A 25,475-nucleotide genomic window follows, 5' to 3' on the forward strand; every position below is an offset into this window, starting at 1 on the left:
TTGGCCCATGCTACGCCCCCGAGTCGGCACTGTCGACTGCGGCGTGATATTGCTCGACCACGCTCGACAGCAGCTCCAGATAAGCGGAAGCCCAATCCAGCACCGCCTCCTTGCCGAGGCGCCGGGCGTCGTACGTCCATACCCCGCCAAGCTCTAGCCCTTCCGACCCGCTTGGTGCGGCAGCGCCATTTATATACAGCACAACATCGAATCGTTCCAATAGCGCCTCCCGCTCCTTGAACCCGTGCTGCGCTGCTCCTGCAAATAACGGGAACAAGGCAAATCCGGCTTCGGCTTGCGGCTGCTTTCTGATTTGCCGCGCGGTATAACATTCTCCCGCGCTCACCCGTTTGGCAGCATGCAGCAGCAGCGTATCGAAATCGCGCACCTCCGCAAAGTCAATTTCCTTCGGGGCAATCAGCCCGTTGTCCATCATTGCTGGAAGCACAAGCCGGTTGCTGCCGGACTCGCCGCGCCAGAAGTACAGATATACGGCATACGCCGCGGCTTCAACCGTCACCGAGCGGGATGCCGCAAGTTCCGCAAGCCCTTCCGCAACCGCCCGGTCCAGTTGGAACTGAACGCTGCCGATACGCTCCGCGGCATAGCCGCTACTGACGCAGTCGTCTGCCACCGGCAGACCGCTCCAGCTCCAGCTCGCGAGCTGGAAATTTCTCGACTCCAGATAAGCCGCAAGCGATGCGATCGTCGGATAGGTGAACAAATCCGTTACGCCGAGAGCGCCGGGATACAACTCCTCCAGTCGTTGATGCGCCCGCACCAGCAGCAACGATTCTCCCCCAACATCGAAGAAACGGTGATGGATGCCGAAGTCGTCCCTTTGCAGGATTTCGTGCCATACGGCGGCAATCGCCAGTTCGATATCGCTTGCCGCTTCGACAAACGGAGTACCGCTATCCGCCGCCAGCTCCGGCTCCGGCAGCGCCTTCCGGTCAATTTTGCCGTTTGGAGACAGGGGCATGGCTGGCAGTTCCACCACGGCCTGCGGAACCATATAATCCGGCAGGCGCAGCGCTGCAAAATCCCGCAGTTCCTGATGGTCCGCTGGTTCGGAACAAACGATGTACACGCATAAATATTCGCTTCCGCTTGCGGTATCCCGCTTCATGACCACCGCTTCTGAAACCGCCGGATGACCGAGCAGCACATGCTCGATTTCCCCGCATTCGATGCGCTGGCCCCTTAGTTTTACCTGATGGTCGATTCGGCCCAAATATTCGATCGTTCCGTCTGGCAGCCATCTGGCCAGGTCTCCTGTCCGATACATCAGACTGCCCGCCGCAAACGGATTATCGACGAATTTTTCTTCCGTCAAATCGGGCCGGCCGATATAACCCCGCGCCAGACCCGCGCCGGATATGCACAGTTCACCGGCAATGCCGACAGGCTGGAGCTTCATCGCTTCGCTCACGATATAAAGCGAGATGTTGTCGATCGGCTTGCCAATCGGCACCTGAATCGGAATATCTCCGTCAGAGCATTCGTAATAGGAAACGTCAACCGTCGCCTCGGTCGGGCCGTACAAGTTCACAAGCCTAGCATCGAACGGAACTCCGATCCGCTCGCGGAACCGCCGCACCTGATCCGCAGTCAGCGCTTCGCCGCTAGCGAACACATGCCTCAGGCTCTTCAGCCTGCCCTCGCCGCGCAGCAAACCGGGATGCTCCAGGAACAGGTGCAGCATGGATGGCACAAAATGCATCGTCGTTACGCCATGCCGCGCTATCGTATCCATCATAAGCGCGGGGTCCTTTTCGCCGCCCGGAGGCAGCAGGACCAGCTTGGCTCCCGCAAAGCTCCACCAGAACAGCTCCCAGACCGATACGTCGAAGGTAATCGGCGTTTTCTGCATAATGACTCCGCTTGCGTCCAGTCCGTATTGCTTCTGCATCCAGCCGATCCGGTTGACGACGGAATGATGCTCGATCATGACGCCTTTCGGCTGTCCGGTCGATCCTGAAGTATACAGCACATAAGCAAGCGAACGTGAATCATGCAGCTTCTCCACAGGGGAGTCGTCCCGCTCCTGCGCCAGCGCCTCATGAACGTCCATAAATGGCAGGAACGTCTCCAGCCCTTCCGGGGCTTTGCCCTTCGTCAAAACAAGCTTGGCTCCGGAATTGTCCAGCATGTAGCAGATTCGCTCCCGCGGCAAGCCCGGCGCAACAGGCACATAAGCTCCGCCCGCCTTTAGCACGCCAAAGATTGCAATCATCATCTCCAGGCTGCGATCCATCACGACGGCCACGCGCTCCTCGCGCTTGACGCCTTGCTTTCTGAGCGCCTGCGCCAGCCGGTTCGACCTCCGGTTCAATTCCGCATACGTCAATGCTCCGTCCTCCGCCGCAACCGCAACGGCCTGCGGCGTTTCCGCCGCTTGTCTTTCGAGGTAAACCTCTACCGTATCGCCGCTTGCATACGGCGCGGTCGTGCGATTGAACGCTTCGCTCTGCTTCTCCGCCGCCGCGGCGCCCTGCAGCCCGATCTCTCCGAGCGGCCGCTCCGGCTCGGCCAGAGCAAGGCCGACAATACGGAAATACCATTCCGTCATTCTGCGTATGCTGTCTTCTTTAAACAACGCCGTCGCATATTCGATCGTCAAGGCAGCGCCTTTTGCGCCCTGATCCGCAATCTCAAACGTCAAATCCAGCTTCGATACGCGATTGTCCGGCACTTGCACCTCGAATTGCAAGGCATCCGCCACGGCTTGTCCGGCCTCCATATGCTGCATGACAAACAACGTGTCAAACAGTGGATTGCGGCTCAGGTCGCGCGGCACATCCAGCATCGTCACCATATGCTCAAACGGGAGCAAGCCGTTGTCCAACGCCGCAAGCATAGTTTCTTTGAGTTGCTCGGCGAACGCTCTGAACGGCAGTTCGCCGGATGGCCTGCTGCGAATCGGCAGCGTATTGACAAACATGCCGACCAGAGACTCGGTTGCGGGATGGAAGCGGCCGGCAATCGGCGTGCCGACAACAAGATCGTCTTGCCCCGTTATCAGATGCAGCAACGTATGGTAGGCGGCAAGCCAGATATGGAATGGCGTAACGCCCCATTGCTCCGCCGCCGCTCCGATCCCTTCGGCAAGCTCCGCCCGAATCGGCAACGCAAGCTTTGCGCCTTCGAAGCTTTGTTCGGGCGGACGCGGATAATCGGTCGGCAGTTGCAGCACAGGTAGCGTACCCGCTAGTCGGAACGCCCAATATTGCTCTTGCTGCTCTCTCGCCTCCGAAGCCATCCACTCCTGCTGCCAAACGGCGGCATCCTTATAGTGAATTGGCAGCGGCTGCAAGGAGCCACCGCGATACAGTTGCTCGAAATCGCGCGCCATCACATTCATGGACACGCCATCGGCGATGATGTGGTGAATGTCCAGCAGCAGCGTATGCCGACTTTCGCCGTCCGTCGCGAGAAACGCCCGAATTAACGGAGCCTTTCGCAAATCGAACGGGCGGACGACCGCGCGCGTAAATGTATTCAAGTCCGCCGCATCCATCAAGGCATGCACGGCGAGTTCAAACGAAACCCGCTCATGGACACGCTGCACCGGCTTGCCGTCTGCCCAGTCAAAGCTGGTGCGCAGCGGTTCATGGCGGTCAATTAGCCCTTGAATTGCCTCGCGAAGCCTGTCCTGATCAAGCTTGCCCGTCAGGTTCAGAGCGAGCGGAAGATTGTAGGCCGTGCTGCCCTGATAAAGCTGCTGCAGCACAAACAGCCTGTTCTGCGCGAGCGACAACTGGTAGAACGGCCGGCTTGCCGCCCGGGCAATAACCGCGGCCGACTTGGGGGCCGCGTTGTCGATGCGGGCCGCCATTTCCCACAGCAGGGGAGCGTCGAATACATCCTTCATCGTAAACGCCGCTCCATAACGCTGCTCGATCAACCCCGCAAGCTGCGCAGCGCGCAAGGAATGGCCGCCCAATTGGAAGAAATGTGCTTCTCTCCCGATCGCTGTTCGATTGTCGGGCTCGCTGGAGGTCAGACCCAGCACCTCCCGCCAAAGCTCGCCCAGCCGCTGCTCCATCGGTGTAGCCGGCGCCTCTCCGCAAGCCGCCAGTTCAGCGAACCGGGGTTGCGGCAGGCGGCTGCGGTCGGTTTTGCCGCTCGGACTTAGCGGAAACGCTTCCATAGCAATAATATACGAAGGAATCATATACTCCGGCAGCAGTTCCTTAAGTGCGGCCAGAAGGCTCGCTTCCTCTGGCGCTTCCCCGTCCGCTGTCACGAGATTTGCGCAAAGCGCTGGCTCTCCCGCATGGTCCGTCACCACCGTCACCACGGCATCGCGAACTTCCGACTGCAAGAGCAGCGCGTGCTCGATCTCGCCGCATTCGATGCGTAGACCGCGCAGCTTGACCTGATGGTCAAAGCGTCCCAAATATTCAATATTGCCGTCCGGTAGCCACCTTGCGCGATCACCGGTACGGTACAGCTTCTCTCCTGCGGCAAACGGATTCGGAACAAAGCTTTGCTTCGTCAAATCCGGCCTGTTGCGATATCCGCGCGCAAGACCGGCACCCGCGATGCACAGCTCGCCGGACACGCCGATCGGCTGCGGTCTCATCCGCTCGTCCACAATGTAGAGCCGGATGTTATGGATTGGCTTGCCGATCGGAATCGTACCCGCCCCAGCGTCCGGGCAATCGTAATAGCTGACATCGACCGTCGCTTCCGTCGGGCCGTACAGATTAATAAGCCGGCATTGGCCGCCGCCGCGCTCCATCAGGCTATAAAAACCTGCGACATGCGCGGGCTTAAGCGCTTCGCCGCTCGCAAATACGTATCGCAGGGAACAAAGCTCGCCGCCTCTGCTGCTGTCCGCCGCATAGGGCAAAAAGACACCCAGCATGGACGGCACAAAATGCATAACCGTAACCGCCTGCTCCTCAATCGCGCGCAGCATGGAGGACGGCTCCTTCTCCCCGCCGGGCTCTAGCAAATAAAGCGAAGCGCCGGCAAAGCTCCACCAGAACAGCTCCCATATGGAAACGTCGAACGTAATCGGTGTTTTTTGCAAAATAACGTCGCGTTCATTCAGCGGATAATCCGTCTGCATCCAGTTCATCCGGTTGATCGCCGCGCGGTGCTCCACCATAACGCCTTTGGGTTTGCCGGTGGAGCCTGACGTATAAATGACATACGCCAAATGCTCGGGGTCTGCTTGAGGCGATAGGTCCGTTTCTTCTTCGCCCTTCGGCAGCTCCGATGCGGCAGCAGCCGCAAGCGCGTCCAGATCGAGCGTTTCTCCCTGGAAGGCCGGAAGCGTATGAATCCACTTGGCCCCCGCCAGGAGCAGCCTGGCCCCGCTATCCTCCAGAATGCCGCAGATCCGCTCGGGCGGATGCTCCGGGTCGATCGGCAAATAGGCCCCTCCCGCTTTGAGCACCGCCATGATCGCAATTATCATGGACAACGAGCGCTGAGCCGCAATCGGCACAATCGTTTCGACAGCAACCCCCTTGCCTCTTAGCACGGCAGCCATGCGTTCGGCGCGGTCATTTAACTCCCCGTACGTCAGCGAGCCTTCGGCCGACCGCACCGCCGTTCGATCCGGCCACCGCCGAGCGGACTCGGCGAACCATCCGTGAATCGTCTTCTCCACCGGGTACGGATGTCCCGTATCATTCCATGCCGCAAAGGCGGCTTCTTCGGCAGGCGTCGCCATTACGACGTCGCCACAGATCAGGTCAGGGCTGGCGGCCGTTTGCTCCAAAATGTAAAGCAGCCGCGCCGCCAACCGCTCCATCGTGCCTTTATGGAACAATCCCGTATTATACTCCAGCTCCGCCCGCAGACCGCCTTCGCCATCGCTGTACAGATCGAGCTTGAAATCCAGCTTGGATGTTCCGTGGCTGACGGGCAAAGGCTCCATGCTCCAGCCGTCGCCGCGCGCCGCCAGCTTCTCGTCTTCAAACTGGTTGTGAACGATCAGCATCGTATCGAACAGCGGATTGCGCGACGGGTCATGCGGATACCGGGCTGCTTCCATCATGTGCTCGAAGCTGACATCGCCATGCTCATATGCGGCAAGCAAACGCCCATGGGTCTCGCCGATAAACGCCAGGATCGGCAGCTCGTCCGCCACCCGCATCCGAATCGGCAGAAACTGGTTAAACATGCCGATCATCCGGGCTGTGTCCGGATGTGTCCGGCCTGCCGCCAAAGAACCAATTGCAAATTCCGACTGATGCGTCGTTCCCTTGAGCAACAGCGCGTAAGCCGCAAAAAGCAGGCTGTTCATGCTCGCTCCGGCGCTTGCGGCCGTCTCTTTCAGCCGTCCGGCGAGCGCCGCCGGAATGTGGAAGGTATACGTATCGCCCGCAAATGTCTGACGGTCGCTGCGCGGCCGATCCAGCGGCATATCGAGCGGCGCCGGCGGCTCTGCAAGCTGCTCCGTCCAAAATGCTCGGCTTGCTCTGGCCCGCTCCGAGCCGGACTGACGCTCCTGCCAAACGGCATAATCCTTGTAATGGAGAGCCGGCGACGCAAGTTCAGCGCCCTCGATCAAAGCGGTCAACTCCTCCAGCAGCAGCTTGACGGATATGCCGTCCGCCGCGATGTGGTGGATGTTGAGCAGTAGATAGGCCTCCGCTCCTTCCGATTCGGGCCGGCAATAACATGCGGCGAGCAGCGGCGCTGTGGCAAGCTCGAGCGGCCGGAAAAACTCGCTCAAGCATTCCGGCAGCGTCGTTCCCGCGAGCTCCGCCGTTTGAAGAACAAAATCGGCCGAATCGTGCACGATCTGGGCCGGAACGCCGTCGATCCAATGATAGGAGGTCCGCAGCGGCTCATGCCGTTCGATCAACTTCCGAAGCGCTGGCCCGATTCTGGTCTCATCCACCGCACCCGACAATTTAAGCGCAAGCGGAATATGGTAGGTTAGTCCGATATCAGCCATGCTTTCTGCCAAAAACATGCGCCGCTGCGGCGGGCTGAGCGGATAGGATTCGGCTTTTGGCGCGCCCACAACAGGTTCGTACTCTTCCTTGGTAGCCCTGTCGATCCAGGCCGCTTGCTCTCTGACCGTCGGAAGCTTGAAAATTTCCTGAAGCGGCATGCGCACCAGGCAATGCTTGTAGATTGCCGAGGTTAATGCGGCCGCCTTCAGGGAATGGCCGCCATGTTCAAAGAAGTGGTCAAGCGCGCCAACCTGCCCTGGATGAAGCACTTCTTGCCACAATCCTGCAACAATGATCTCCGTATCTGTGGCGGGCGCTTCATATGGGAGCGTACGCTCCGGCGCAGGCAGACGTTTTTTATCCACCTTGCCGTTAGCGTTCAGCGGCAGCTTCTCCAACTGCACAAACGCGGCGGGAATCATAAATGCCGGCAGCTTGCCTGTCAGTTGGCTCCGAACGCTTGCCTGCCCTTCGGTTTGCTTTGCAACGATATAAGCGCATAAATACGGCGCGCCGTCATTCTCGATCAGCGTCACAAACGCTTCCTTGACACCCGCGCAATCCAGCAGCCTACTTTCGATTTCCCCCAATTCAATCCGGTAACCCCGCAGCTTGACCTGGCTGTCGATCCGGTCCAGAAATTCCAAATTTCCGTCAGGCAAACGGCGCACCAGGTCGCCGGTTCTGTACACGGTCTCGCCTTCCCGGAACGGATGCGGCCGGAACTTCGAAGCGGTCTGCTCCGGCAAATTCACATAGCCGGATGCGACACCGTCGCCCGCAATCCACAGCTCACCCGGCACCCAGTCCGGCTGCAATCGGCCCTGCTCATTCAGCACCAGTGTCTCTGAACGCGCGATCGGCGCGCCGATCGGCACGGTGGCCGTTCCTTGCCCGTCCCATGTCTCCGTGATCGGATAACAGGTAGCGAACACCGTCGATTCCGTAGGGCCGTAGACATGCAGCAGCACGTCCGGTCCAAGCGCGCGGAGCGCTTTGCGAATATGCGGCACAGAAGCCCGCTCTCCGCCAAATAAAATATGACGCAGGATGCGCAGCGACTCCAGCCCATGATCGACCAGCGTATTGAATAGCGCCGTCGTCACAAAAAATATAGTAATGCCTCTGCCCTTAATCAGCTCGGTCAGCCGCATAACGTCGGCAACCTCTTCCTCGCCGACCAGCGTCAGCTTCGCCCCGTTCAGCAGCGCTCCGTACAAATCGAACGTTGAACCGTCAAAGGCGTAGTTGGAAAGCTGCAACAGTGCATCGTTTTCCGAAATACTTACATAATCGGTATGGACGGCAATCCGGGACACATTGCGATGCGTGGTCATAATCCCTTTCGGTTTGCCCGTCGAGCCGGATGTGTACATGATATAAGCGAGATCGTCCGCCGAGCCGTCGATGTCCAGATCATGGCCGGACTCGCCAGCCCAACTCGTATCAAGTCCATCCATGTCGACGACATCTATGCTGTCTCCAGCAAGCCGGGCGCCCATCTCCATCGTCGCAGCCGCAGCCACGATCACCCGCGCTTCCGTATCCTGCAGCATAAACAATATCCGCTCTTCGGGATATTGCGGGTCGATCGGCACATAGACTGCGCCCGCTTTCAGCACGGCCAATATCGCCGTAATCATATCGAGTGAACGCCGCAACAGCAGCGCCACCTTCGCCCCCGGCACGACGCCGCGACGCACAATCGCGCGCGCGAACCGGTTGGCACGTTCGTTCAGCTCGCTGTAAGTATACGCTCGCTCACCCATTTCAACGGCAATCTGCTGTGGTGTCTCCACCGCTTGCCGTTCAAACAGCCTGTGCAGCGACAGTTCCTGCGGCGGTGTGGCAAATGAACGGCTAAGCCAGAGCAGCCGTTCCCGCTCTTGCGCATCGACGGGATCAAGCTCGCCAAGCGCCGCATGCGGCTGCGCGGCGGCGGCCCGGGCCAACGCTACATAATGCTGGGCCAATTGCGCGGCTGCCCGCTCATCATACAAATCCAGCGCATACTCCAGTGTAAATGCGATACCAACGCCGGTATCCGCGCACTCCCAAGTCAGGTCGAACTTGGCCGATCCGCTGTCCATCGGTTGTGGCGTATAGACGACATCCTTGCTCCGCCATTCGGGCAGCTCCATATTTTGCAGCGTAAACACCGAATCGAACAGCGGATTCCGCCCGTATTCCCGTTTCACATTCGCCAGCTCGGCTATTTCTTCATAAGGCACATCCCCGTTGCCGATAGCCGCCAGGGCCTCCCCATGGACCTGCTTCAGCCATTGATCGAAGCGCAAGCCGCTTTGCCCGCGCAGGCGGATCGGAACCATGTTGACGAACATCCCGACTATGCTTTGCAGCTCAGGCCGCATCCGTCTCGCGGCTGCCGTGCCGACAACGATGTCGGATTCGCCCGTATATTTCGCCAGCAACGCATAATAGATCGACAGCAGGACGGTGTATAACGTTACGCCCTCGCGTCTAGCCAACGCCCGTAGCGATTCGGCAAGCACCGGCTCTAGCTCGAAACGCTCCATTGCCCCGTGATAACTTGGCGTCTGCGGTCTTGGACGGGGGGACGGAAGTGCTGGAGACGGCACGCCATCCCGAAAGATTTCGCGCCAATAAAGCTTCTGGCGCTCCAGCCAGCTGCTGCTTCGGCTCGCATCCTCCCACAGCGCCATATCCCCGCCATGAATGGACAACGGCTCCGGTGCGTTCCCCTCGTAAAACCTCATAAGATCGGACATCAAAATACCCATCGACGTTCCGTCCGTAATGATATGATGCATATCCAGCAGCAGCACGCTTGACTCGCGCTCCAGGAGAACAAGCTCCATACGCAGCAGCGGCGCTTGCTCTAGACAAAACGGCTGCAGGAAGCTGCGCTGCCGCAGCGCCAATTCTGACGCCGACCAGCCGCATCCGTCAACGACGGCAAGCGGCAGATCGACTGCCTGCTCGATGCGCTGCATCACATTGCCTTCTTCCATGTAAAAGGACGTCCGCAGCGCCGGATGTCGCTCTATCAACGCCCGCCATGCCATGCGGAATCGTTCGATATCGAGCGGGCCCTTCACCTGGACCGCAAACAACAGATGGTAGTTGAGCAGCCCCGGATTCAGATTTTCCAAAATGAACAGCCGCTTTTGCGCCGAAGTCGCCGGATAAACCGCCCGCTCCTCCACTTTGGCTACCAGCGGAGGAGTAGCGGCGGCAGTTCCTTCGCCCTCCTTCGCCTTTTGCTTCAGCAAAGAGGCCAAGGAACTCACCGTATCATGCAAAAACAGCTCGGTAAGCGTAAGCTCGACGCCAAACGCCTCTTGCAGCCTTGCGGCGGCATAAGCCGCCTTGAGCGAATTGCCTCCTTGCTCGAGAAAGCTGTCCTTCCGGCCTATGTAATCCTTTTTCAACACCTCGCGCCAGATGGACACGATCCGCTCTTCCGTCTCCGTGGCCGGCTCCAAGCCGACATCCCCGCGCAAGGCATCGCCGCCTTCCGCATCACAGCGCTCTACTGCGGCCGCCGCTTCCAGCTCCGTCAGCTCGGCAAGCGCTTCGGCAAACTCGCCTTCGCGCAGCGCTTCCGCCAATACGTAGCGTTGAATTTTGCCGGAGGTCGTTTTCGGAATTCGCCGAACGGGGACAACAAAAGCAACGTCCAGACCGGCCGATCCGTTCAGCAGCTTTTTCACCTTGTCCATCAGCGGTACAAATACGCTGGTCTTGCCGCGATGCTGAATAAAAACGGCGATCGCATCCCGTTTGGTCGTAGCATCCTGAACGGCGGCAATCGCCGTTTTCCCGATCTCTGCCCCTTTCAGGCCGCTGATTAGCGCCTCTAGGTCATGCGGATACACATTTTGCCCGTTGATGAAAATGACGTCCTTCATGCGGCCGGTTACATATAAACGCCCTTCCAGCAAGAAACCCAAATCTCCCGTGTTCAGCCAGCCGTCCGGGGAAATCGTTTGCTTGTTTACATCGGGCCGCTTATAGTAGCCGTTTGTAACGTTGCGGCCTCTAATATGAATCAAGCCTATGCTGCCGGCTGCCGAAGGGCTGTCCGCTTCGTCGCAAATACGCACCTCGCACTCTTGTACGGGGAAACCCAGCTCGACGATCTCGATTGCGGCATGATCCCCATGCGCGGCCATTCGTACAGGTTGTCCAACAGCGAGGGATTGACGCTCAAGCTTAATGGTATTCAGGTGATCTTCCGTCCCTGGGAACGTCACGGCCAGACTCGCTTCCGCAAGCCCGTAAACCGGGAAAATGCAGTTTCCCTTTAACCCGTACGGTTTCATCGCCTCCAGAAAATCGCGGCAATGGGCGGCCGATATCGGTTCGGCCCCGTTAAAAATCAGCCTGACGCAAGACAAATCCCATGCCGCCGCCCCTTCCGGCTTCCAATGCTGCAGAAAATGCACATAACCGAAATTCGGCGAAGAGAGGCATGTCACCCGATGCTTATGCGTAAGTTCCAGCCATTTCATCGGATGAAGCACAAACGTCGAGGTCGGCAAGTGCAACTGATTCATGCCGCAAAACAGCGGCGAAAAATGAAATCCGATGAGCCCCATATCATGCGTCAGCGGCAGCCAGCTTAGCGAAGAATCCCGCTCCGTCGACTGCGCCCCATGGATAATGGCTCGCATGTTCGACAGAAGATTGCTGTGCGTCAGCACGACCCCCTTAGGGTCTCCGGTAGAGCCCGATGTAAACTGGATGAATGCGGTGTCCGTCTCGGCTGCGTCATACGGTTCCGCCTCAGGCCGGCTTGCATCCGCAGCCGCCGCAAGCACCTCCGCAATCGGCACGCTGCCAGACTCGAGCTGGGCCAGCGCCTCCGCTTCTCCGTGCTTCAAAGCGTAGCCTTGAATTCCCGGCCAAAGCTCTTCATCGCAGAGCAATCTAAGCGCTTCCAACTGCTTGCATACCTGGATCAGCTTTTTGCGTCCTTCGTCCGTACGCGCCGCCGTCACAGGTACGGGTACAATGCCGCCGAGCACACAAGCCCAGAACAGAAGGATAAATCGTTCGTTATCTTCCGTCTGCAAGACGGCAAAGTCGCCTGGCCCAAGTCCCCGCTCGCGCAGCAGATGGAGCACCTTTCCGGCCAATGTAAGTAATTGGCCGTACGACAAGTAGCGCTCCTGACCGCCTTCGCAAAATAAAATTCCCGCATCGTTTTCCTTGCGCGCCAGCAATACGCTGGACAAATTACGGATGGTTCTCATAGTCGGCAGCCCTCCGTTCTGTGTTTTATCACACCGTCGTGGAATGGAGTTCTTGATAATCCTCCGTTACGATGCGATTATGCTCGTCCATAATGACAACATGCGGACGATACGTGCGGGCCATCGATTCCTCCATCATCGCGTAAGAAATAATAATGACGCGGTCGCCCGGCTGCACTAGTCTGGCAGCGGCGCCGTTCAAGCAAACCATACCCGAGCCTCTTGGGCCGGTTATGACATACGTCTCCAGCCTGGCTCCGTTATTTATATTGACAACTTGCACTTTTTCGTTCTCCAGGATGTTCGATGCATCCAAAATATCCTGATCGATGGTTATGCTTCCTACGTAATTCAAATTGGCCTCCGTCACGACAGCATGGTGAATTTTGGACTTATGCATCTCTCTAAACATGAATACACTCTCCTTGTGGGGTGGCTTGGAAAAATAAAACTTAGCTAACTTCTGATAACCCTCTTAATTTTCCAAATATTCTTTTTAAGGCACATCCAGAGACAAACAAACCGTTCTAAAAAAGAAACTCTGCGGCAACTCTTGCCAATGTGGCTGTTCGTACGGAACAAGCAAAATGTGTGGGATCAAGTTGAATAGGTAATTTCATGCGATTGTGAGGGGGCAAGTTGACTGGTAAGCTCATGCTTTTTGTGTGGAATCTTGCTGATAGCAAGCTCATGCTAATTAGGCAGGTTTATGCTATTGTGCGGGTTCCAGTAGATTGAAAATCCTTACAGTAGAAACAAAAAACGTGGCTTGTACATCGCAGCAGTTCATCATACAGGCAGTTCAGTGCTGCAAAGGGGGAAAATCGGCCCGTAACGAGGTGTAGCGGTAATGAATTAAAGTGTTGCAGCGAAAAATGTATAGGAAATTTCTTAAAACCTACCCTTATAGTAGTGCTAAACTTTCACTTGCGATAGGGAGATAATTTTACAATACAGGGGGAAATTCTTTTTTGCTTTTTTGATCAGCCCTACCAGAGATTAAGAGCCCTATGCAAAAAAAGCATTTCCGCTCTTGCTTGAAAACAGCAGCTTAACAAACAAAATCATATTAAAAATCGTAACTTTGTAACGAATGGATTGATGGCAATAGTGGAGCGCTTTTTTGCGGTCGTAACGGTTCAAATAGCTGAGTGTATAATTACTGATATTTATTTGAAATTCATTCGACTCGCGATCCACTATCAAAAACAAAGAACACGCTGAATGTGGCGTGTTCTTTGTTTTGGTGACATAGGTGGAATCGCCCCTCTGTCCTCGTTGCTAATCTCACAGATCGTTTCCTACATTTTTGAGCAATCTCCTAATAGCAGGCGTTTGCTCATATTCTTCTCGATCAAAATTTTGACCACCCGAAAATCGGCCTCAAAATCTTGCGAATCCAAAAAGCAGATACGGTCACTGTGGTCCATGAACTGCGCTTATTCTGGCTGTATTGATCGTTGATGATATAAGTACGAGTAGAAGTAGGATTCTTCAGCCCGAACTTTTCCCACATCGCTGGATCATTCGAACCTCCAAGCTTTACGAGCATATTCGCCGACTCTCTATTTATTTTAGCCGGAATTTGCTCGTAAGCTTGGATGATTTGCGCATGAAATTCGTCGATCGGATTGCGGTTAACAAGGCTCGTCAAATGGATGCCTTCGCGAATGTAAGAAACGTATGCCAGATGATCAGCCCAGAACTTGTCGATATAATAAAGCCGTACCCGCTGCTCCGAAGGGCTCATCGGCGTCTCGCCTTTCAAAATTCCGAGCCGCTCCTCGTATAGCATGCGCCTCTGTTCCTCCACCATATCCGAATAACAGTTCAGTTCCTTGTGGATATCGAAGTTTTGGCCCATAATAACGCGCTGAATATGCTCAAATTTGCTTCGGAGCAGCGGCTCTTCGAGAGCCTCATCCTGCCTAGGAGCGCGAATCGCTTTATTGATGCCGAACCTAAGCATCAACTCGTCCTCCAAGCTTACGAAAAATACGGAAGCTCCCGGGTCGCCTTGGCGGCCGGAACGCCCGCGCAGTTGGTCGTCGATCCGCACGCTTTCGTGCACATGCGTACCAATCACGTACAACCCGCCAAGCTTGGAGACAACTTCTGCGTGCGTGGGGTTGCCGCCGCCGAGCCGAATGTCGACGCCGCGTCCCGCCATATTCGTAGACACTGTCACGGCGCCGATTTCTCCCGCTTTGGCGATGAGCTCGGCTTCTTTTGCGTCATTTTTCGCATTCAGAACATGGCAAGTTACGCCGGCAACCGCTAGCGTCTTCGCCAGCATGTCAGACTCCTCGACGCTTGACGTACCAATGAGAATCGGACGTCCTGTCGCATGGACAGACGAGACTTCTTGCACGAGCGCCTTAAGTTTAGCTTCTTTATGGGTATAAATCCGGTTCGGATGGTCGATCCGTATGTTTGGCCGATTCGGCGGAATTTGCACGACCTGCAGCGCATAAATATCCTCGAATTCTATCGCCGAAGCTTGGGCGGTCGCCGTCATTCCGCAAATCTTCGGATATAGGCTAAGGAAGTGTTGAAGGGTGATCGTACCGAGAATTACCCCGCCGGCGAAGGGCTGCAGCTCTTCTTTGGCTGCAAGCGCGGCTTGCAGCCTGTCTGGCAAATGCTTGTTCTCCGCCACACGGCCGGTATATTCGTCGATCAGCTCGATTTTTTCGTCCCGGACGATGTAATCGACGTCTTTTTTCAATAACAATTCCGCATGCAGCGCGCAATTTAACGACATTAACAAATGACTATTATGGCTATCGTACAAATTGCCGCATCCCAGCAGCGATTCCGCTTTGGCTGAGCCCTCTTCATTTAAATAAACGTTCCGCTTGAACTCATCGAAGTCATAATCCTCATCTTTCCCGAGTTGCCTAGCCACTTCTGCGAAATGAATGCCGTCATTGCCGGAAGAGCCCGGCTCGCCGGCGATGACCAGCGGCACCCGCGCTTCGTCAAGGAGCAGTGAATCTGCTTCATCGACGATGACGTAATGGAAAGGACGATGCACGGTATCGGCTTCATTTAGCGCGATCGTGTCGCGCAAATAATCGAATCCCGCCTCTTTGGCCGTAACATAGGTTATATCCGCTGCGTAGGCTTCTCGTTTCTCGGACAAGCTCATGCCAGCTTGAACCGAGTTTACCGTTAACTTGAGGAAACGATAGATCGGGCCCATCCACTCGGCATCTCGATTTGCCAAATAGTCGTTAAAAGTCAGCACATGAACGCCTTCGCCGGTCAGCGCATTTAGATAAGCAGGCATAACAGCAGAGAGCGTTTTTCCTTCACCGGTATGCTGCTCGATCAAAAATCTCTCGTGCAGAGCGATGGCAGCCATGATCTGGACATCGTAAGGCTGTAATCCAAGCGTTCTCTTCGCTACCTCGCAGACTAACGCATAGGCATCGACAAGCAGCTCATCCAAAGGCGTACCCAATTTTGCTTCCTTTTTCAGCCGGAGAGATTCCGCTTGCAGCCGCTGATCGTCCCAAGCTTCCAAATTCCGTTTCCTGATGAGATCTGCCATGTCTCGATAGACTTTCAGCTTATGCCGGGTATCGCGGTCTTTGAATTCTCGTATCAACTTGACAGCTATATTCATCGGAATTTGATCCCTCCTAAGTTTCCTACTCGTCCTTTAAGCGTCGTTGATACAAAACAACAGATACAATCGTAAATACAACCGTCCATGCCAAAATAATGAGGAGGGGTTTTAATAACTCTCCCGTTGTAAAGCCTGTATTGCGTATATTTAGCAAATGCACAAGTTGAATGCTTGGAGTATAATCCAGCACTTTGAAAATCGGAAAATCACCAAATAGTAACGGTACAACTGGAGGCGCAGTAAATACCATCGCTGCGGGAATGATAGATAATGATGCTTCAAGTAACGTTTTGGAGAATAAACCACATATCGTCCCAACTGCGATGTATAGAATAATCGAAAGAATGATTGCTGCCACAAACGCCCATAGACTAGCTGGCTCATAGCCCAATATATACGTAGCAATAGCCAGAGCAACAGCAGACATCACAAAGACTAAAGTGCTTTTACCGATTAAAACATCCATGGTCGTGGCCGGAGTCATCATTAATGATCGTAAAGTGTTGCGCTCCTTTTCTTCCGCGATCAAGCATGCTTGTACTAAACACGTTAGCAACATAAACGAAATATTAAGAAGAAAACCGATAGCCCCAGGCAAAGACGGGCCTGCACTTCGAAAAAGAAATGCGAAGAGAATTGGAACAATCAGACTAAAGGAGACCGCATAATTGCGTGAAAACTCTTTGTAATCCTTCACAAATATTGCTCGAGCACGTTTCAATGAGATACTCATAGTAACTCACTTCCTGTCATTTTAATAAAGATATCACCTAGGCTTGGCTCTTTCGTTGCCAATCGATCAATTAACCCTCGTTTCATCCAATCGGCTATTTGATCAGCCGTTCCCTCAGTGATCGGTAGCTCGTAGGCTTTTCCATTGATTAAGTCAACACGAACTACGTTTTCCCGATGTTGTTTTTTTAGTTCCCTCGGTGAGCCGATGGTTTGGATTTGTCCCCGATACAAAATCGCTACACGATTACATAGCAATTCTGCCTCAGCCATATCATGCGTAGTTAAAAAAATCGTTGTCCCTTTCTCATTTAAGTAGCGTAAGCCTTTATAAATATGTGCTGAGTTTACTGGATCTAAAGCCGAAGTAGGCTCATCTAAAAATAATAACTCTGGCTCATGGATAATCGCGCAGGCCAACATGACACGCTGACGCATCCCTTTCGATAAGCGATTAACTTTCTTTTTGCGCTCTTCGCTTAAGTTAACAAACTGCAGCACCTTATCGATCGAAGATTTAGGAAGATCATATAACTTACGATACAGCTGTAGATTTTCCTCTATCGTTAATCTCTCATATAGACCACTGTTATCCGTCAGAATGCCAAAACGCATTTTCTGCGCAGATTGTTGCATCATCTCCGCTGGCTGGTTCATTACACTTGCCTGTCCATTTGTCGGATTTAATTGCGCAGTTAAAATCTTGATTAATGTCGTTTTTCCTGAACCACTCGGACCTAGAAAACCAAAAATTTCTCCTTTCGGAATTGAAAAAGACACATCTCCCAATGCATCCTTATCTCCAAATCTCTTTCGAATATGTTCTACTTGGATGACAGCCATTAACACCACTTCCCTAGAGTTGATGGCTTAAGTATATAAAGATTGCATGCTTCCAGCCATCAAAACCCGCTGAAATGTAGCTGTTATCGCCTGAATTGTACCACCCAATGCTTGATTGGTTCGACATTACCCCGGCAATTAAATGTTAAGCAGTGCTTTTAATTCTTGCAATTTTGAACGAGATAATGGAACAACGTCATCTTTGCCTATATTTAATCGCAAGCTGTAGCTATTCTTCGTCCATGTAATAATCTCTCTTACTTTTTGCAGATTAACGATGTAGGATCGATGACACCTAAAAAAACCGAAATTTAACAATCTCTGCTCGAGTTCGGTTAGCGTCAAAGCACAGTTATAATTTTCTCCACTCACATGAACAAGGATCGAACCATCTATACTTTCTATAAAATCGATTTCAGGCGGATTAAATAAAATCACTTTGTCATTTCTTTTTGTAGATATCTTCTGCAAGGTTATATTGGCCTCATCTTGTTTCTGTACTTCCTGCTTATCCTCTTCTGAGTCCCGAATATCCAATTGATGAAATCCGAATTCGTTCAATCGATAAATTGCATCACAGGAAATAATGGCATCCTCTAAATTCGAAGTTAAAATTAAAATCTCCTTTTCTTTCGAAAGGTCATCTAAAATCCGTTTAAAATGACGACGATCTTGCTCTTCCAAGTAAAAATAGGGTTCCTCCAGTACAAGTGTAGGCTGATGCGCAAAAAAGACACGCAGCAATGTCACATGCATCCTTTTCGATGAGCTTAGATCCTTGATTTTTACCTTCCGTTCTTCTTTTAAAGAAAAATAATCCATTAACGAAGCGACACGCTCATTCCTCTCCGTTACTTTGATTAGAAAAGTGATTAGTTCTTCCACCGTTAAACGCATATACTCGTTTTGTTGAGCTCGAAATATATAGTATTGGGAATGGTTCACTAATTGGTCGATTAATAACTGCTTACGCTTCAAGTCCGTTATAATGCCAATCGCTTGGTTCGATGTCATATTTAATTCGATCTTCGGTAAAAATAATTCCCCATCATAATACATTGGTTGAAATTGCATGCCGTCCTCCCGCTCTGTGCCTTTATAGGATATATATTACAATTATAATGTTGGGATACTTTTTTGTCAGTTTCTATTGAAAATTATAACAGCATGTATCAGTATATATTTTGACCATAGAATAGATATCAATAATGCATAGGCCTTTGAAAATACGATGAGAGGGGATTTTTCATGCTACAACGCATTCAAAACTTGGATCGGCTCATTCACTCGCGATAGAGCATAGACCGGAGACGTTACGCCAGTGTCAAAGTTGCTGGATCTGACATACCCTTCTACGTCATTTGTTCCTATGGCCGCAATAAAATCGGGTTCATGTCCGATGGTTTCCGCTGACAATTCAGAACCGAATGTTTCTCCGTTTTCATTCTTCTCGTAAACTGTCTGCGATTGTATTTCCGTAAGGGTATGATCGGAACTGTATCTTTTTCCGTTAATCATCTATACTCCCCAGAGACAGTGGATTCAGGAGCTCCGCATGCTGTCTGCGTCCTGAGACGGAGACGAAAACGAAAACCATTCTGACGTCCCTCACTCCTAGTCAGAGCAATAAGTTATCTTTTTATTAATGCCTGTTGATATACCGTTAGGTATACTTAGGCATCCTCCAACAAAAGCATTTATCAGTCAAAGAATACATACTCTCTCTGGATTTAGACACGCAGTAGTAAAAACATAGTTCGAACTGAAAGGGGCAAGAATGATGAAGCTGATCTATCAATTAGAGCATGTGAATAAAACGTACAAAAAAGGAAAGGTTGTCGCCAATCAAAACATTAGCTTCGACGTTCAACAAGGGGGAATTCTCGGTTTGCTCGGTCCGAATGGAGCAGGTAAATCCACGCTAATCAAGCAGATGGTAGGTCACCTTGCTCCCACCTCAGGTACGGTACGCTATAAAGGTACCAGCGTACAGACACAAACAAAGCGAGTTGCCCAGGAGGTCGCCTACTACTCACAAGAGCCTCACGCCCTGACCAGCTTAAAAACCTGGGAAGCTTTGTATTTTACAGGAAGATTGCGGGGGTTGACGAAGGGGGCCGCCGTAAAGCAAACAGAGGAATTATTGGAACGCTTTGGAATGCAGGACCTCCGTCATAAGCTGCTGAAAAACGTTTCCGGCGGACAGAAGCGTTTAATCGGGATTGGAACTTGCTTGATCGGCTTTTCCCCCGTCATGATCCTGGATGAACCGACCAATGAACTGGACCCTAAAAAGAGAAGGCTCGTATGGGATCTGATTCAAGAACGCAATCACCAAGGAGTAACCGTAATCTTGGTGACACACAACGTGCTGGAGGCCGAACAGGTCGTGGACAGAGTAGCTGTTGTAAATCACGGCAAGCTATTGGCCATCGATCATGTCAGTGTCTTAAAACAAAGGGTCGATCAGCGGATGAAGCTGGAAATTACGACCTCCTTAGGTGAAAGCGATTATGTTTGCCGAAGCTTAAGCGCACTGGGACAGTGGACCAAAACGGGAGAAAACCGAATCCGGGCACTGATTGAGAAGCAAGACGCCAGCTACGCGATTGACGTCCTGACCCAACAGCATTTACCGATTGAAGAATATTCGTTGGTCCCGCCGAATCTTGAAGATGTCTATTTTCATATCGATGACGAACAGGATAAGCCTGCCAAAGCGGAGGTGGTCTAAACATGGAAAAGATAAAACCATCAATGCAAAGTCATGACTTGCAACTGCAAGAAGCGGTCTTTCTCCAAGGGCACCAGCAGCAGAGCATAATCCAACGCAGAATGACAGAATGGCTGATCCTGGCCCGCATTCAATTCACGATTATCCGCGAGGCATGGGTTTGGATTTTCATCATGGCATGCATGTTTCCGTTAACAACGCTGATGTTTCTCAAATTCTTTACGGTCGACCCAACGCCGGCTGTCATGACACGTATTATTACAGGGAATATGCTCTTCGGCTTAATCGTCATGGGACTCAATTCCATGGCTCAGGAGATATCTTGGCAGAAGCATCAAGGCCACTTCACGTACTATTCGTCCCTGCCGATTGCCAAGGTAAACTTCATCTTCGCCAATTTGCTGCGCGGCTTGATCATGAGCGTACCGTCTTTTATTATCCTGGCCATGATTGGTCAACTTACTTACGGCATTCAATTCCACTACAGCTGGGGGCTTGTCCCTGTATTGCTGCTCACCGTCTTTAGCGTGGTTGGCGCGGGTGTACTGATCGGCTTCTGGTCACCTAGCCATCAATTGACGAATATGCTGGTCCAGGCGTTGATGATGTTCATCTCGTTTTTGACGCCTGTCATGGTGGATATGGATCAATTGCCTGTGATCTTGCAATGGTTCTCTTATATCTTCCCAACCACTTACGCCGCAGAGGCCATGCGGGAAGTGCTGATTTCGGGCTGGTCCGGGTCTGTCGCCTGGAACACGCTTGTACTCTTGCTTTTCTCGCTGATTTCCATCGTATTGATCTTGAAAAAGGTAGATTGGCGTGTTGAGAAGTAAGGAGAAGTTCTGTCCGTGTGCCTCGATTAGTCAATGGAAGAGTGCCCTTCCCCTCCTTGTCCGCTTATAAGGCGCAGTTCATTTTTTCCGAAAAAATGAGAGGGCTTCTAATGGACGTGATGAGATCGCTGCGGCGGTCTTTTTGCTTGTTCAGCTCGGGCAGTTTAGTTCAAGAAGGATATGGAAAAGTCCGACTAGAATAATAATCATAGCCTATAAGAAATTGGAGTGAATAATGTGGGAGAAGGTGGACTATGAATAACAAAACTAATGAATTTATTATTTGGGCTGAAGAAAACGGTTGGGCTATAACCAAAAATCTGGATTTTAATTTAAATTTAGGTGGTAGCTTTATATCTAGATATAAAGAAATTCCTAATGAATACTTAGGTTTTTTAAGTGTTGTAAAACAATGCATCACACCTAATGAGAAGACTTGGTTTCTTTGTGAGGATGAATACAATAATAGCTCTGATATTGCGTTTAAATGGAATGAATTTGAATTGCTCGGCTTAGAAGCAGCAATGGATGATGATATATGGAAATCAGAAATAACTGCGTGGTGGGATAATTACCTGCCAATAGTTATGTCAGTTGATGGTGGATTTTCCTTCTATGCGATTGATTTAACAAATGAAATAGGTGCTATTGTACGTGGATATGAACCTGAATTTGAAGAAGTTGAAAAAGCAGCAAATAATCTTGAACAATTTTTTGAAGTAATTATGTCGAACTCAATAGAGTTCCAGTGATAAAAAAGGTAATGCAGTATTGTTTGTTCAATAAATGTCTATCAAAATCAAACAAAGTTTGTGAAGGTGACATCGAGAATTCCAGCGAATATCCCCCCATTCTCTTCGAAGTCAAGCAGCCGCTCTTGATCAGAGAATGAACAATCCATACGTACAAGTTTGAAATACAAAAAAGCCTCGGATCTTCTAGGTTTTTGGGGACTTCGCCGCCGATTTCATCTAAACGAAAAGTTGTACCTCATAGTAAATATTTTTTCGACATCACGAGAAGGTAAATACACAGGCAGCTCATATCAACGTGAAACTCATCTTTACACTACACTGAATGACTTTTTGTTTTTGTCTATTCCGTCAGATGAGATCCTCTGCTAATATGATGGGTAGGTTATATTATAAGTATTAGATATTTATCTAATCGGCAATCGGGACAAGAACTTGTACCGATTAAACAAAAAAGCCGCTTAAATAGCGACTTTCAATGGGACTATGTTCTTGCCCCTCGACAGCTGTAGCAATTTATTATACTCAGCTAAACAAGCCAATCCTCGGTTATCGCGGGGCGAATTATCTCTAGGAAGACCTCTTTCTGTGAATTGTGTTGAGGTGACTTAACTGAAACCTTTTATTCTATTTATACAACTGATCTGCATTGGGATAGCGAATTTCTTCCGACTTTACTCGAGTGCTGTTTCTGTCGGGATGAGTCGGTGGTTGTTCAAATTCCGAAATGGTTTGCTCCCCGACTTCAGGAGCCTGAGTTTGACTATATTCTGATTGTTGGTTTTCACTCATACGAATTCTACCCTCCTTTTAAGACTTACACGTTTTAATTGTTATTTTAGCAACTTGTTATTGAACAATTGCCCCTAATTTTCTCCTAGGTAATTATTTTTTTACGCAAACGACTTTTGGACAAAACTGTTTATATCAATCCCAAAGTCCCCATATACTGCTCACATTTTTGGGGTTGTTTTGGTCTTATATAGTCCGTATTAGGGATTAACAACTTTCTCAAGAATATTCCCCTTCGATTAATTTCTTTAACAACTGTATGTTCCCCTGTTATTGATGGATTATACTTGGGACGTTAATTGGCCCCAGTACCTGAACCGAAATCAAGAATGAATTTATTATCAAACTGGAAATGGTTCAAAATGTGATCGTGAATATATTTTTTTGTAACATTGTCTGTATTAGGTATTATCAATTTACTCAACTATACTCACTTTTAATTTTGGTGGTCCTCAACTTTGGGTTTCAATTAACTAAGAGTCTTTTCCCATGTTCATTAAGAAAGATCCATATTTAATGTAATCAAAAGCGAGTTGGTTATCCCTTTTGATGCGATAAAACTAAAGATTAATCCAGCTTGCATCTGCTGACCTGAACTGTGACCCAAGAGATTGACACTTTGAAAAAAGTGCCCTCTCTCGGGTCATTTTACCACTTAGATTAAATAACAGATATTTTTTCGCCATCCACTAAAATTACTTGATTATCAGTAATTGGCAACAATTCAATCTTATTCTGGTATTTCTTTATTATTTGTTCTACTTCTCCTCCTAGATAGTCATTTTGTAAGTGTGGCACGGGATAAAAATTAATTTCATTTAACCCTTGATAAGAACCTAATTCGGGAGCTTTTTCTTTATTGTCTAGTAAATAGATATACTCAATATTTGGAGCCATTATAATTGTTCCTGCAGATTCACCTATATACATTTTACCATTGTTCACTTCTTGAATGATAACCTTATCAAGTGACTTCTTTTTTAATTCTTGGAGAAGAAAAAACGTATTCCCTCCAGAAATATAAATAAAATCATTGTTTTTTAGATTCTGAATAATATCTTCTCTAGATTCTTTAGATATATCTAATTCAAAAATATTCATTCCTAAGTTATGAAAAGCTTCTTTAGCTAAATCAACATGATGAGTTACTTCCTCTACCATACTTGCAGTAGGAATAAAAGTAACACTCTTGTTTTCAAGATTCATACCTGCAAAATTTTTAAAAGAATTAACACTGTCTGCAAAGGACGAAGACAAAAACATTTTTTTCATTAGCTACGCTTCCTTTATATTATTTATTTACATAATGATTACAATAAAACTAAAAAAGAGTATTCTACAGATAGCTATCTCTAAGAAATATTCTAACTGCCTTATCTGAGTTTTTTGAGCCTGACGGCTCGTAGGCTTGTCTGTTTTGTGCTTCTATACGTGGTTGAGAACACTCGAACCTGCGTGGGTTATAGATTCAGTATTATCTATTTCTACAACATGATAGTTGCCTGCTGGAATGATGACACTACTAAATTACGTATATAAAAGTCTATTGCCTTCTTTGCTTTTCCATTCATTGATAAAAAAATAGCAATTTCTAATGTCATACATATCTTACTCCTTTTCTAGTTGATAATTATAATATAGACCAAAAAGGTATCAATACATGACACCTTTATTGGAGGGAAATATGAAAAAATCTGAGCGAATAAATGATATGCTTATTTTTCTTAACAACAAAAGGAATTTTAATTTAAAAGACTTAATGGATAGATACCATATTTCTAAAAGTACAGCACTACGAGATATTCAATCATTAGAAGAAATTGGGGTACCTTTATTCGGCATTTGTATGTGAGCTTCCAGCCACCTTTGGATATAGAGAATGAGCCGTGGATTGTCCGTATGCGTACGCACGGCTTTCATCAGTAATTCGTGATTAATGTTGTCACACAGACCTTTGATGTCAAATTCAAGTACCCAGTCGTACTTCCAGCAGCGTAGTCTCGTTACTGCTACCGCATCCATCGCAGATTTTCCCGGTCTATATCCATAGGAGTCCCGGTGAAAATATGGCTCGACGCAAGGTTCAAAGTACATTTTAGCTATCATTTGCGCCACACGATCTGCCACCGTTGGCACGCCGAGCAAACGAGTTCCCCACTCTTCTTCGGTATCTCTACCGCTTGATCTGGTGGCGAAAGTAACTGCCGGAGGACATTCTATTCCATATGGTATAGAGATTGTTCACATTAGACAATCATCTAATCGGCTATGAATATAAGTTCTTGTCCATTTCGGCTAACAATGCAAAAAAGCCGCGGATTCCGCGACTTCTTATGCGTGTATTTTCTTGTCCTCCGACACGCTTTTCCGTACTTATATTTAAATATGCATGTTGTCGAAGATCATCAGTGTACTCTTGCCCTTGAGGTATCCTATAAAGCTCGATACGCTCATCTTCGGTGGAATGCTCACCAGCATATGGATATGATCTGGCATTAAGTGCCCCTTACAGGGAAACGCCACCATCAGGACACCGTTAGCAGTGCATTCTTCAAATAAAAAGAAACATCCTTATGGTAGGAGAGTACCAGCGAAGCTATCACCACCCGCAGTAATGATATGAAATAAAGTTGATTAAAATATAGTTTAATGGGCTTTCTCGGCCTGCCTTTCTTTGGTCCATGTGGTTGTTCCCCTCTTTTTCTTGAGTCCCTCGATTCCTTCCTTCTCGTAGTGAGTAACCCATCTTCGAACCATCTTGTCGTTGATGTCCAAAGCTTTGACTACCGTCTTGTAGCCATGACCTTCCTCCAAGAACATCGCGACGGCCTTGCGTTTATAATCGATGTCGTATGTCTTCCGTATATCGCCCATGAAAAAACCCCTCCAAGTAGACTTTAATGCGCTTTTTACTCACTGTCTACTTAAAGGGGATAATATCAGATCGCGGCAGCCTCTTATTGTTTGATTGGAACGAACGTATTCGTAA

General features: G+C 50.1%; 14 protein-coding genes and 3 pseudogenes. 4 read left to right on the plus strand and 13 right to left on the minus strand.

Going from position 1 to position 25,475, the window contains the following annotated elements; genetic code table 11:
• Positions 1–10: 10 nt before the first annotated feature.
• From MNQ98_RS14395 to MNQ98_RS14425, 7 genes are all read right to left on the minus strand, one after another.
• Positions 11–12,163, minus strand: coding sequence for a non-ribosomal peptide synthetase (locus MNQ98_RS14395; RefSeq protein WP_241933780.1), 12,153 nt, complete (start codon positions 12,161–12,163; stop codon positions 11–13).
• A 28-nt stretch (positions 12,164–12,191) separates the two neighbouring features.
• Complete coding sequence (gene panD / locus MNQ98_RS14400) at positions 12,192–12,575, minus strand: aspartate 1-decarboxylase (protein ID WP_241933781.1); 384 nt, start codon at positions 12,573–12,575, stop codon at positions 12,192–12,194.
• A gap of 942 nt (positions 12,576–13,517) precedes the next feature.
• Positions 13,518–15,794, minus strand: coding sequence for a preprotein translocase subunit SecA (locus MNQ98_RS14405; protein ID WP_241933782.1), 2,277 nt, complete (start codon positions 15,792–15,794; stop codon positions 13,518–13,520).
• 25 nt (positions 15,795–15,819) lie between these two features.
• Positions 15,820–16,530 carry an ABC transporter permease gene (locus tag MNQ98_RS14410; protein ID WP_241933783.1) on the minus strand — a complete coding sequence of 237 codons (711 nt, stop codon included), beginning with the start codon at positions 16,528–16,530 and terminating at the stop codon, positions 15,820–15,822.
• Positions 16,527–17,372: an ABC transporter ATP-binding protein gene (locus MNQ98_RS14415; RefSeq protein ID WP_241933784.1), complete on the minus strand. Its 846-nt coding sequence runs from the start codon at positions 17,370–17,372 to the stop codon at positions 16,527–16,529. Before MNQ98_RS14415 ends, MNQ98_RS14410 begins: the two co-directional genes overlap by 4 nt.
• Before the next feature lie 138 nt (positions 17,373–17,510).
• Positions 17,511–18,446, minus strand: a complete 936-nt coding sequence (locus tag MNQ98_RS14420; RefSeq protein ID WP_241933785.1) for a LytTR family transcriptional regulator DNA-binding domain-containing protein — start codon at positions 18,444–18,446, stop codon at positions 17,511–17,513.
• A gap of 177 nt (positions 18,447–18,623) precedes the next feature.
• Complete coding sequence (locus MNQ98_RS14425; RefSeq protein ID WP_241933786.1) at positions 18,624–18,890, minus strand: hypothetical protein; 267 nt, start codon at positions 18,888–18,890, stop codon at positions 18,624–18,626.
• Between the two features lie 259 nt (positions 18,891–19,149).
• On the opposite strand from MNQ98_RS14425, the gene MNQ98_RS14430 reads away from it, so the two are divergent.
• From MNQ98_RS14430 to MNQ98_RS14440, 3 genes are all read left to right on the plus strand, one after another.
• A complete protein-coding gene (locus MNQ98_RS14430) occupies positions 19,150–20,106 on the plus strand; it encodes an ABC transporter ATP-binding protein (protein WP_241933787.1) in 957 nt (318 codons plus the stop codon).
• 2 nt (positions 20,107–20,108) lie between these two features.
• Entirely contained in the window at positions 20,109–20,942 is an 834-nt protein-coding gene (locus MNQ98_RS14435) for an ABC transporter permease (protein ID WP_241933788.1), read from the plus strand.
• A gap of 254 nt (positions 20,943–21,196) precedes the next feature.
• Positions 21,197–21,694 (plus strand): SMI1/KNR4 family protein, encoded by a 498-nt coding sequence (locus tag MNQ98_RS14440; RefSeq protein ID WP_241933789.1) that lies wholly within the window; start codon positions 21,197–21,199, stop codon positions 21,692–21,694.
• Between the two features lie 627 nt (positions 21,695–22,321).
• Here the strand turns inward: MNQ98_RS14440 and MNQ98_RS14445 are convergent.
• The 3 genes and pseudogenes from MNQ98_RS14445 to MNQ98_RS14455 form a co-directional block, all read right to left on the minus strand.
• Positions 22,322–22,486 carry a hypothetical protein gene (locus MNQ98_RS14445; RefSeq protein ID WP_241933790.1) on the minus strand — a complete coding sequence of 55 codons (165 nt, stop codon included), beginning with the start codon at positions 22,484–22,486 and terminating at the stop codon, positions 22,322–22,324.
• A gap of 660 nt (positions 22,487–23,146) precedes the next feature.
• A complete protein-coding gene (locus MNQ98_RS14450) occupies positions 23,147–23,758 on the minus strand; it encodes a Type 1 glutamine amidotransferase-like domain-containing protein (protein ID WP_241933791.1) in 612 nt (203 codons plus the stop codon).
• A gap of 251 nt (positions 23,759–24,009) precedes the next feature.
• Positions 24,010–24,087, minus strand: a pseudogene (locus tag MNQ98_RS14455) (VOC family protein); the annotation flags it as partial.
• A 59-nt stretch (positions 24,088–24,146) separates the two neighbouring features.
• Here MNQ98_RS14455 and MNQ98_RS14460 point away from each other — a divergent pair.
• A pseudogene (locus MNQ98_RS14460) lies at positions 24,147–24,323 on the plus strand (HTH domain-containing protein); the annotation flags it as partial.
• Here MNQ98_RS14460 and MNQ98_RS14465 read toward each other — a convergent pair.
• The 3 genes and pseudogenes from MNQ98_RS14465 to MNQ98_RS14475 all read right to left on the minus strand — a co-directional run bounded on the left by MNQ98_RS14465 (position 24,290) and on the right by MNQ98_RS14475 (position 25,360).
• Positions 24,290–24,592: a reverse transcriptase domain-containing protein gene (locus MNQ98_RS14465; RefSeq protein WP_347272260.1), complete on the minus strand. Its 303-nt coding sequence runs from the start codon at positions 24,590–24,592 to the stop codon at positions 24,290–24,292. The pseudogene MNQ98_RS14460 and the gene MNQ98_RS14465 overlap by 34 nt on opposite strands.
• A gap of 260 nt (positions 24,593–24,852) precedes the next feature.
• Positions 24,853–24,982 (minus strand): annotated as a pseudogene (locus tag MNQ98_RS14470) (transposase); the annotation flags it as partial.
• A gap of 150 nt (positions 24,983–25,132) precedes the next feature.
• A complete protein-coding gene (locus MNQ98_RS14475) occupies positions 25,133–25,360 on the minus strand; it encodes a helix-turn-helix domain-containing protein (protein WP_241933792.1) in 228 nt (75 codons plus the stop codon).
• Positions 25,361–25,475: the final 115 nt, after the last annotated feature.

The organism is Paenibacillus sp. N3/727 (assembly GCF_022637315.1).
In the GTDB taxonomy this organism is placed as follows: domain Bacteria; phylum Bacillota; class Bacilli; order Paenibacillales; family Paenibacillaceae; genus Paenibacillus_AQ; species Paenibacillus_AQ uliginis.

What these genes read in the sequence shown, in the direction of transcription:
- MNQ98_RS14395 (WP_241933780.1), bottom strand. Translation starts at nt 12,163, where the DNA reads ATGAGAACCATCCGTAATTTGTCCAGCGTATTGCTGGCGCGCAAGGAA.
- panD (WP_241933781.1), bottom strand. Translation starts at nt 12,575, where the DNA reads ATGTTTAGAGAGATGCATAAGTCCAAAATTCACCATGCTGTCGTGACG.
- MNQ98_RS14405 (WP_241933782.1), bottom strand. Translation starts at nt 15,794, where the DNA reads ATGAATATAGCTGTCAAGTTGATACGAGAATTCAAAGACCGCGATACC.
- MNQ98_RS14410 (WP_241933783.1), bottom strand. Translation starts at nt 16,530, where the DNA reads ATGAGTATCTCATTGAAACGTGCTCGAGCAATATTTGTGAAGGATTAC.
- MNQ98_RS14415 (WP_241933784.1), bottom strand. Translation starts at nt 17,372, where the DNA reads ATGGCTGTCATCCAAGTAGAACATATTCGAAAGAGATTTGGAGATAAG.
- MNQ98_RS14420 (WP_241933785.1), bottom strand. Translation starts at nt 18,446, where the DNA reads ATGCAATTTCAACCAATGTATTATGATGGGGAATTATTTTTACCGAAG.
- MNQ98_RS14425 (WP_241933786.1), bottom strand. Translation starts at nt 18,890, where the DNA reads ATGATTAACGGAAAAAGATACAGTTCCGATCATACCCTTACGGAAATA.
- MNQ98_RS14430 (WP_241933787.1), top strand. Translation starts at nt 19,150, where the DNA reads ATGATGAAGCTGATCTATCAATTAGAGCATGTGAATAAAACGTACAAA.
- MNQ98_RS14435 (WP_241933788.1), top strand. Translation starts at nt 20,109, where the DNA reads ATGGAAAAGATAAAACCATCAATGCAAAGTCATGACTTGCAACTGCAA.
- MNQ98_RS14440 (WP_241933789.1), top strand. Translation starts at nt 21,197, where the DNA reads ATGAATAACAAAACTAATGAATTTATTATTTGGGCTGAAGAAAACGGT.
- MNQ98_RS14445 (WP_241933790.1), bottom strand. Translation starts at nt 22,486, where the DNA reads ATGAGTGAAAACCAACAATCAGAATATAGTCAAACTCAGGCTCCTGAA.
- MNQ98_RS14450 (WP_241933791.1), bottom strand. Translation starts at nt 23,758, where the DNA reads ATGAAAAAAATGTTTTTGTCTTCGTCCTTTGCAGACAGTGTTAATTCT.
- MNQ98_RS14465 (WP_347272260.1), bottom strand. Translation starts at nt 24,592, where the DNA reads ATGATAGCTAAAATGTACTTTGAACCTTGCGTCGAGCCATATTTTCAC.
- MNQ98_RS14475 (WP_241933792.1), bottom strand. Translation starts at nt 25,360, where the DNA reads ATGGGCGATATACGGAAGACATACGACATCGATTATAAACGCAAGGCC.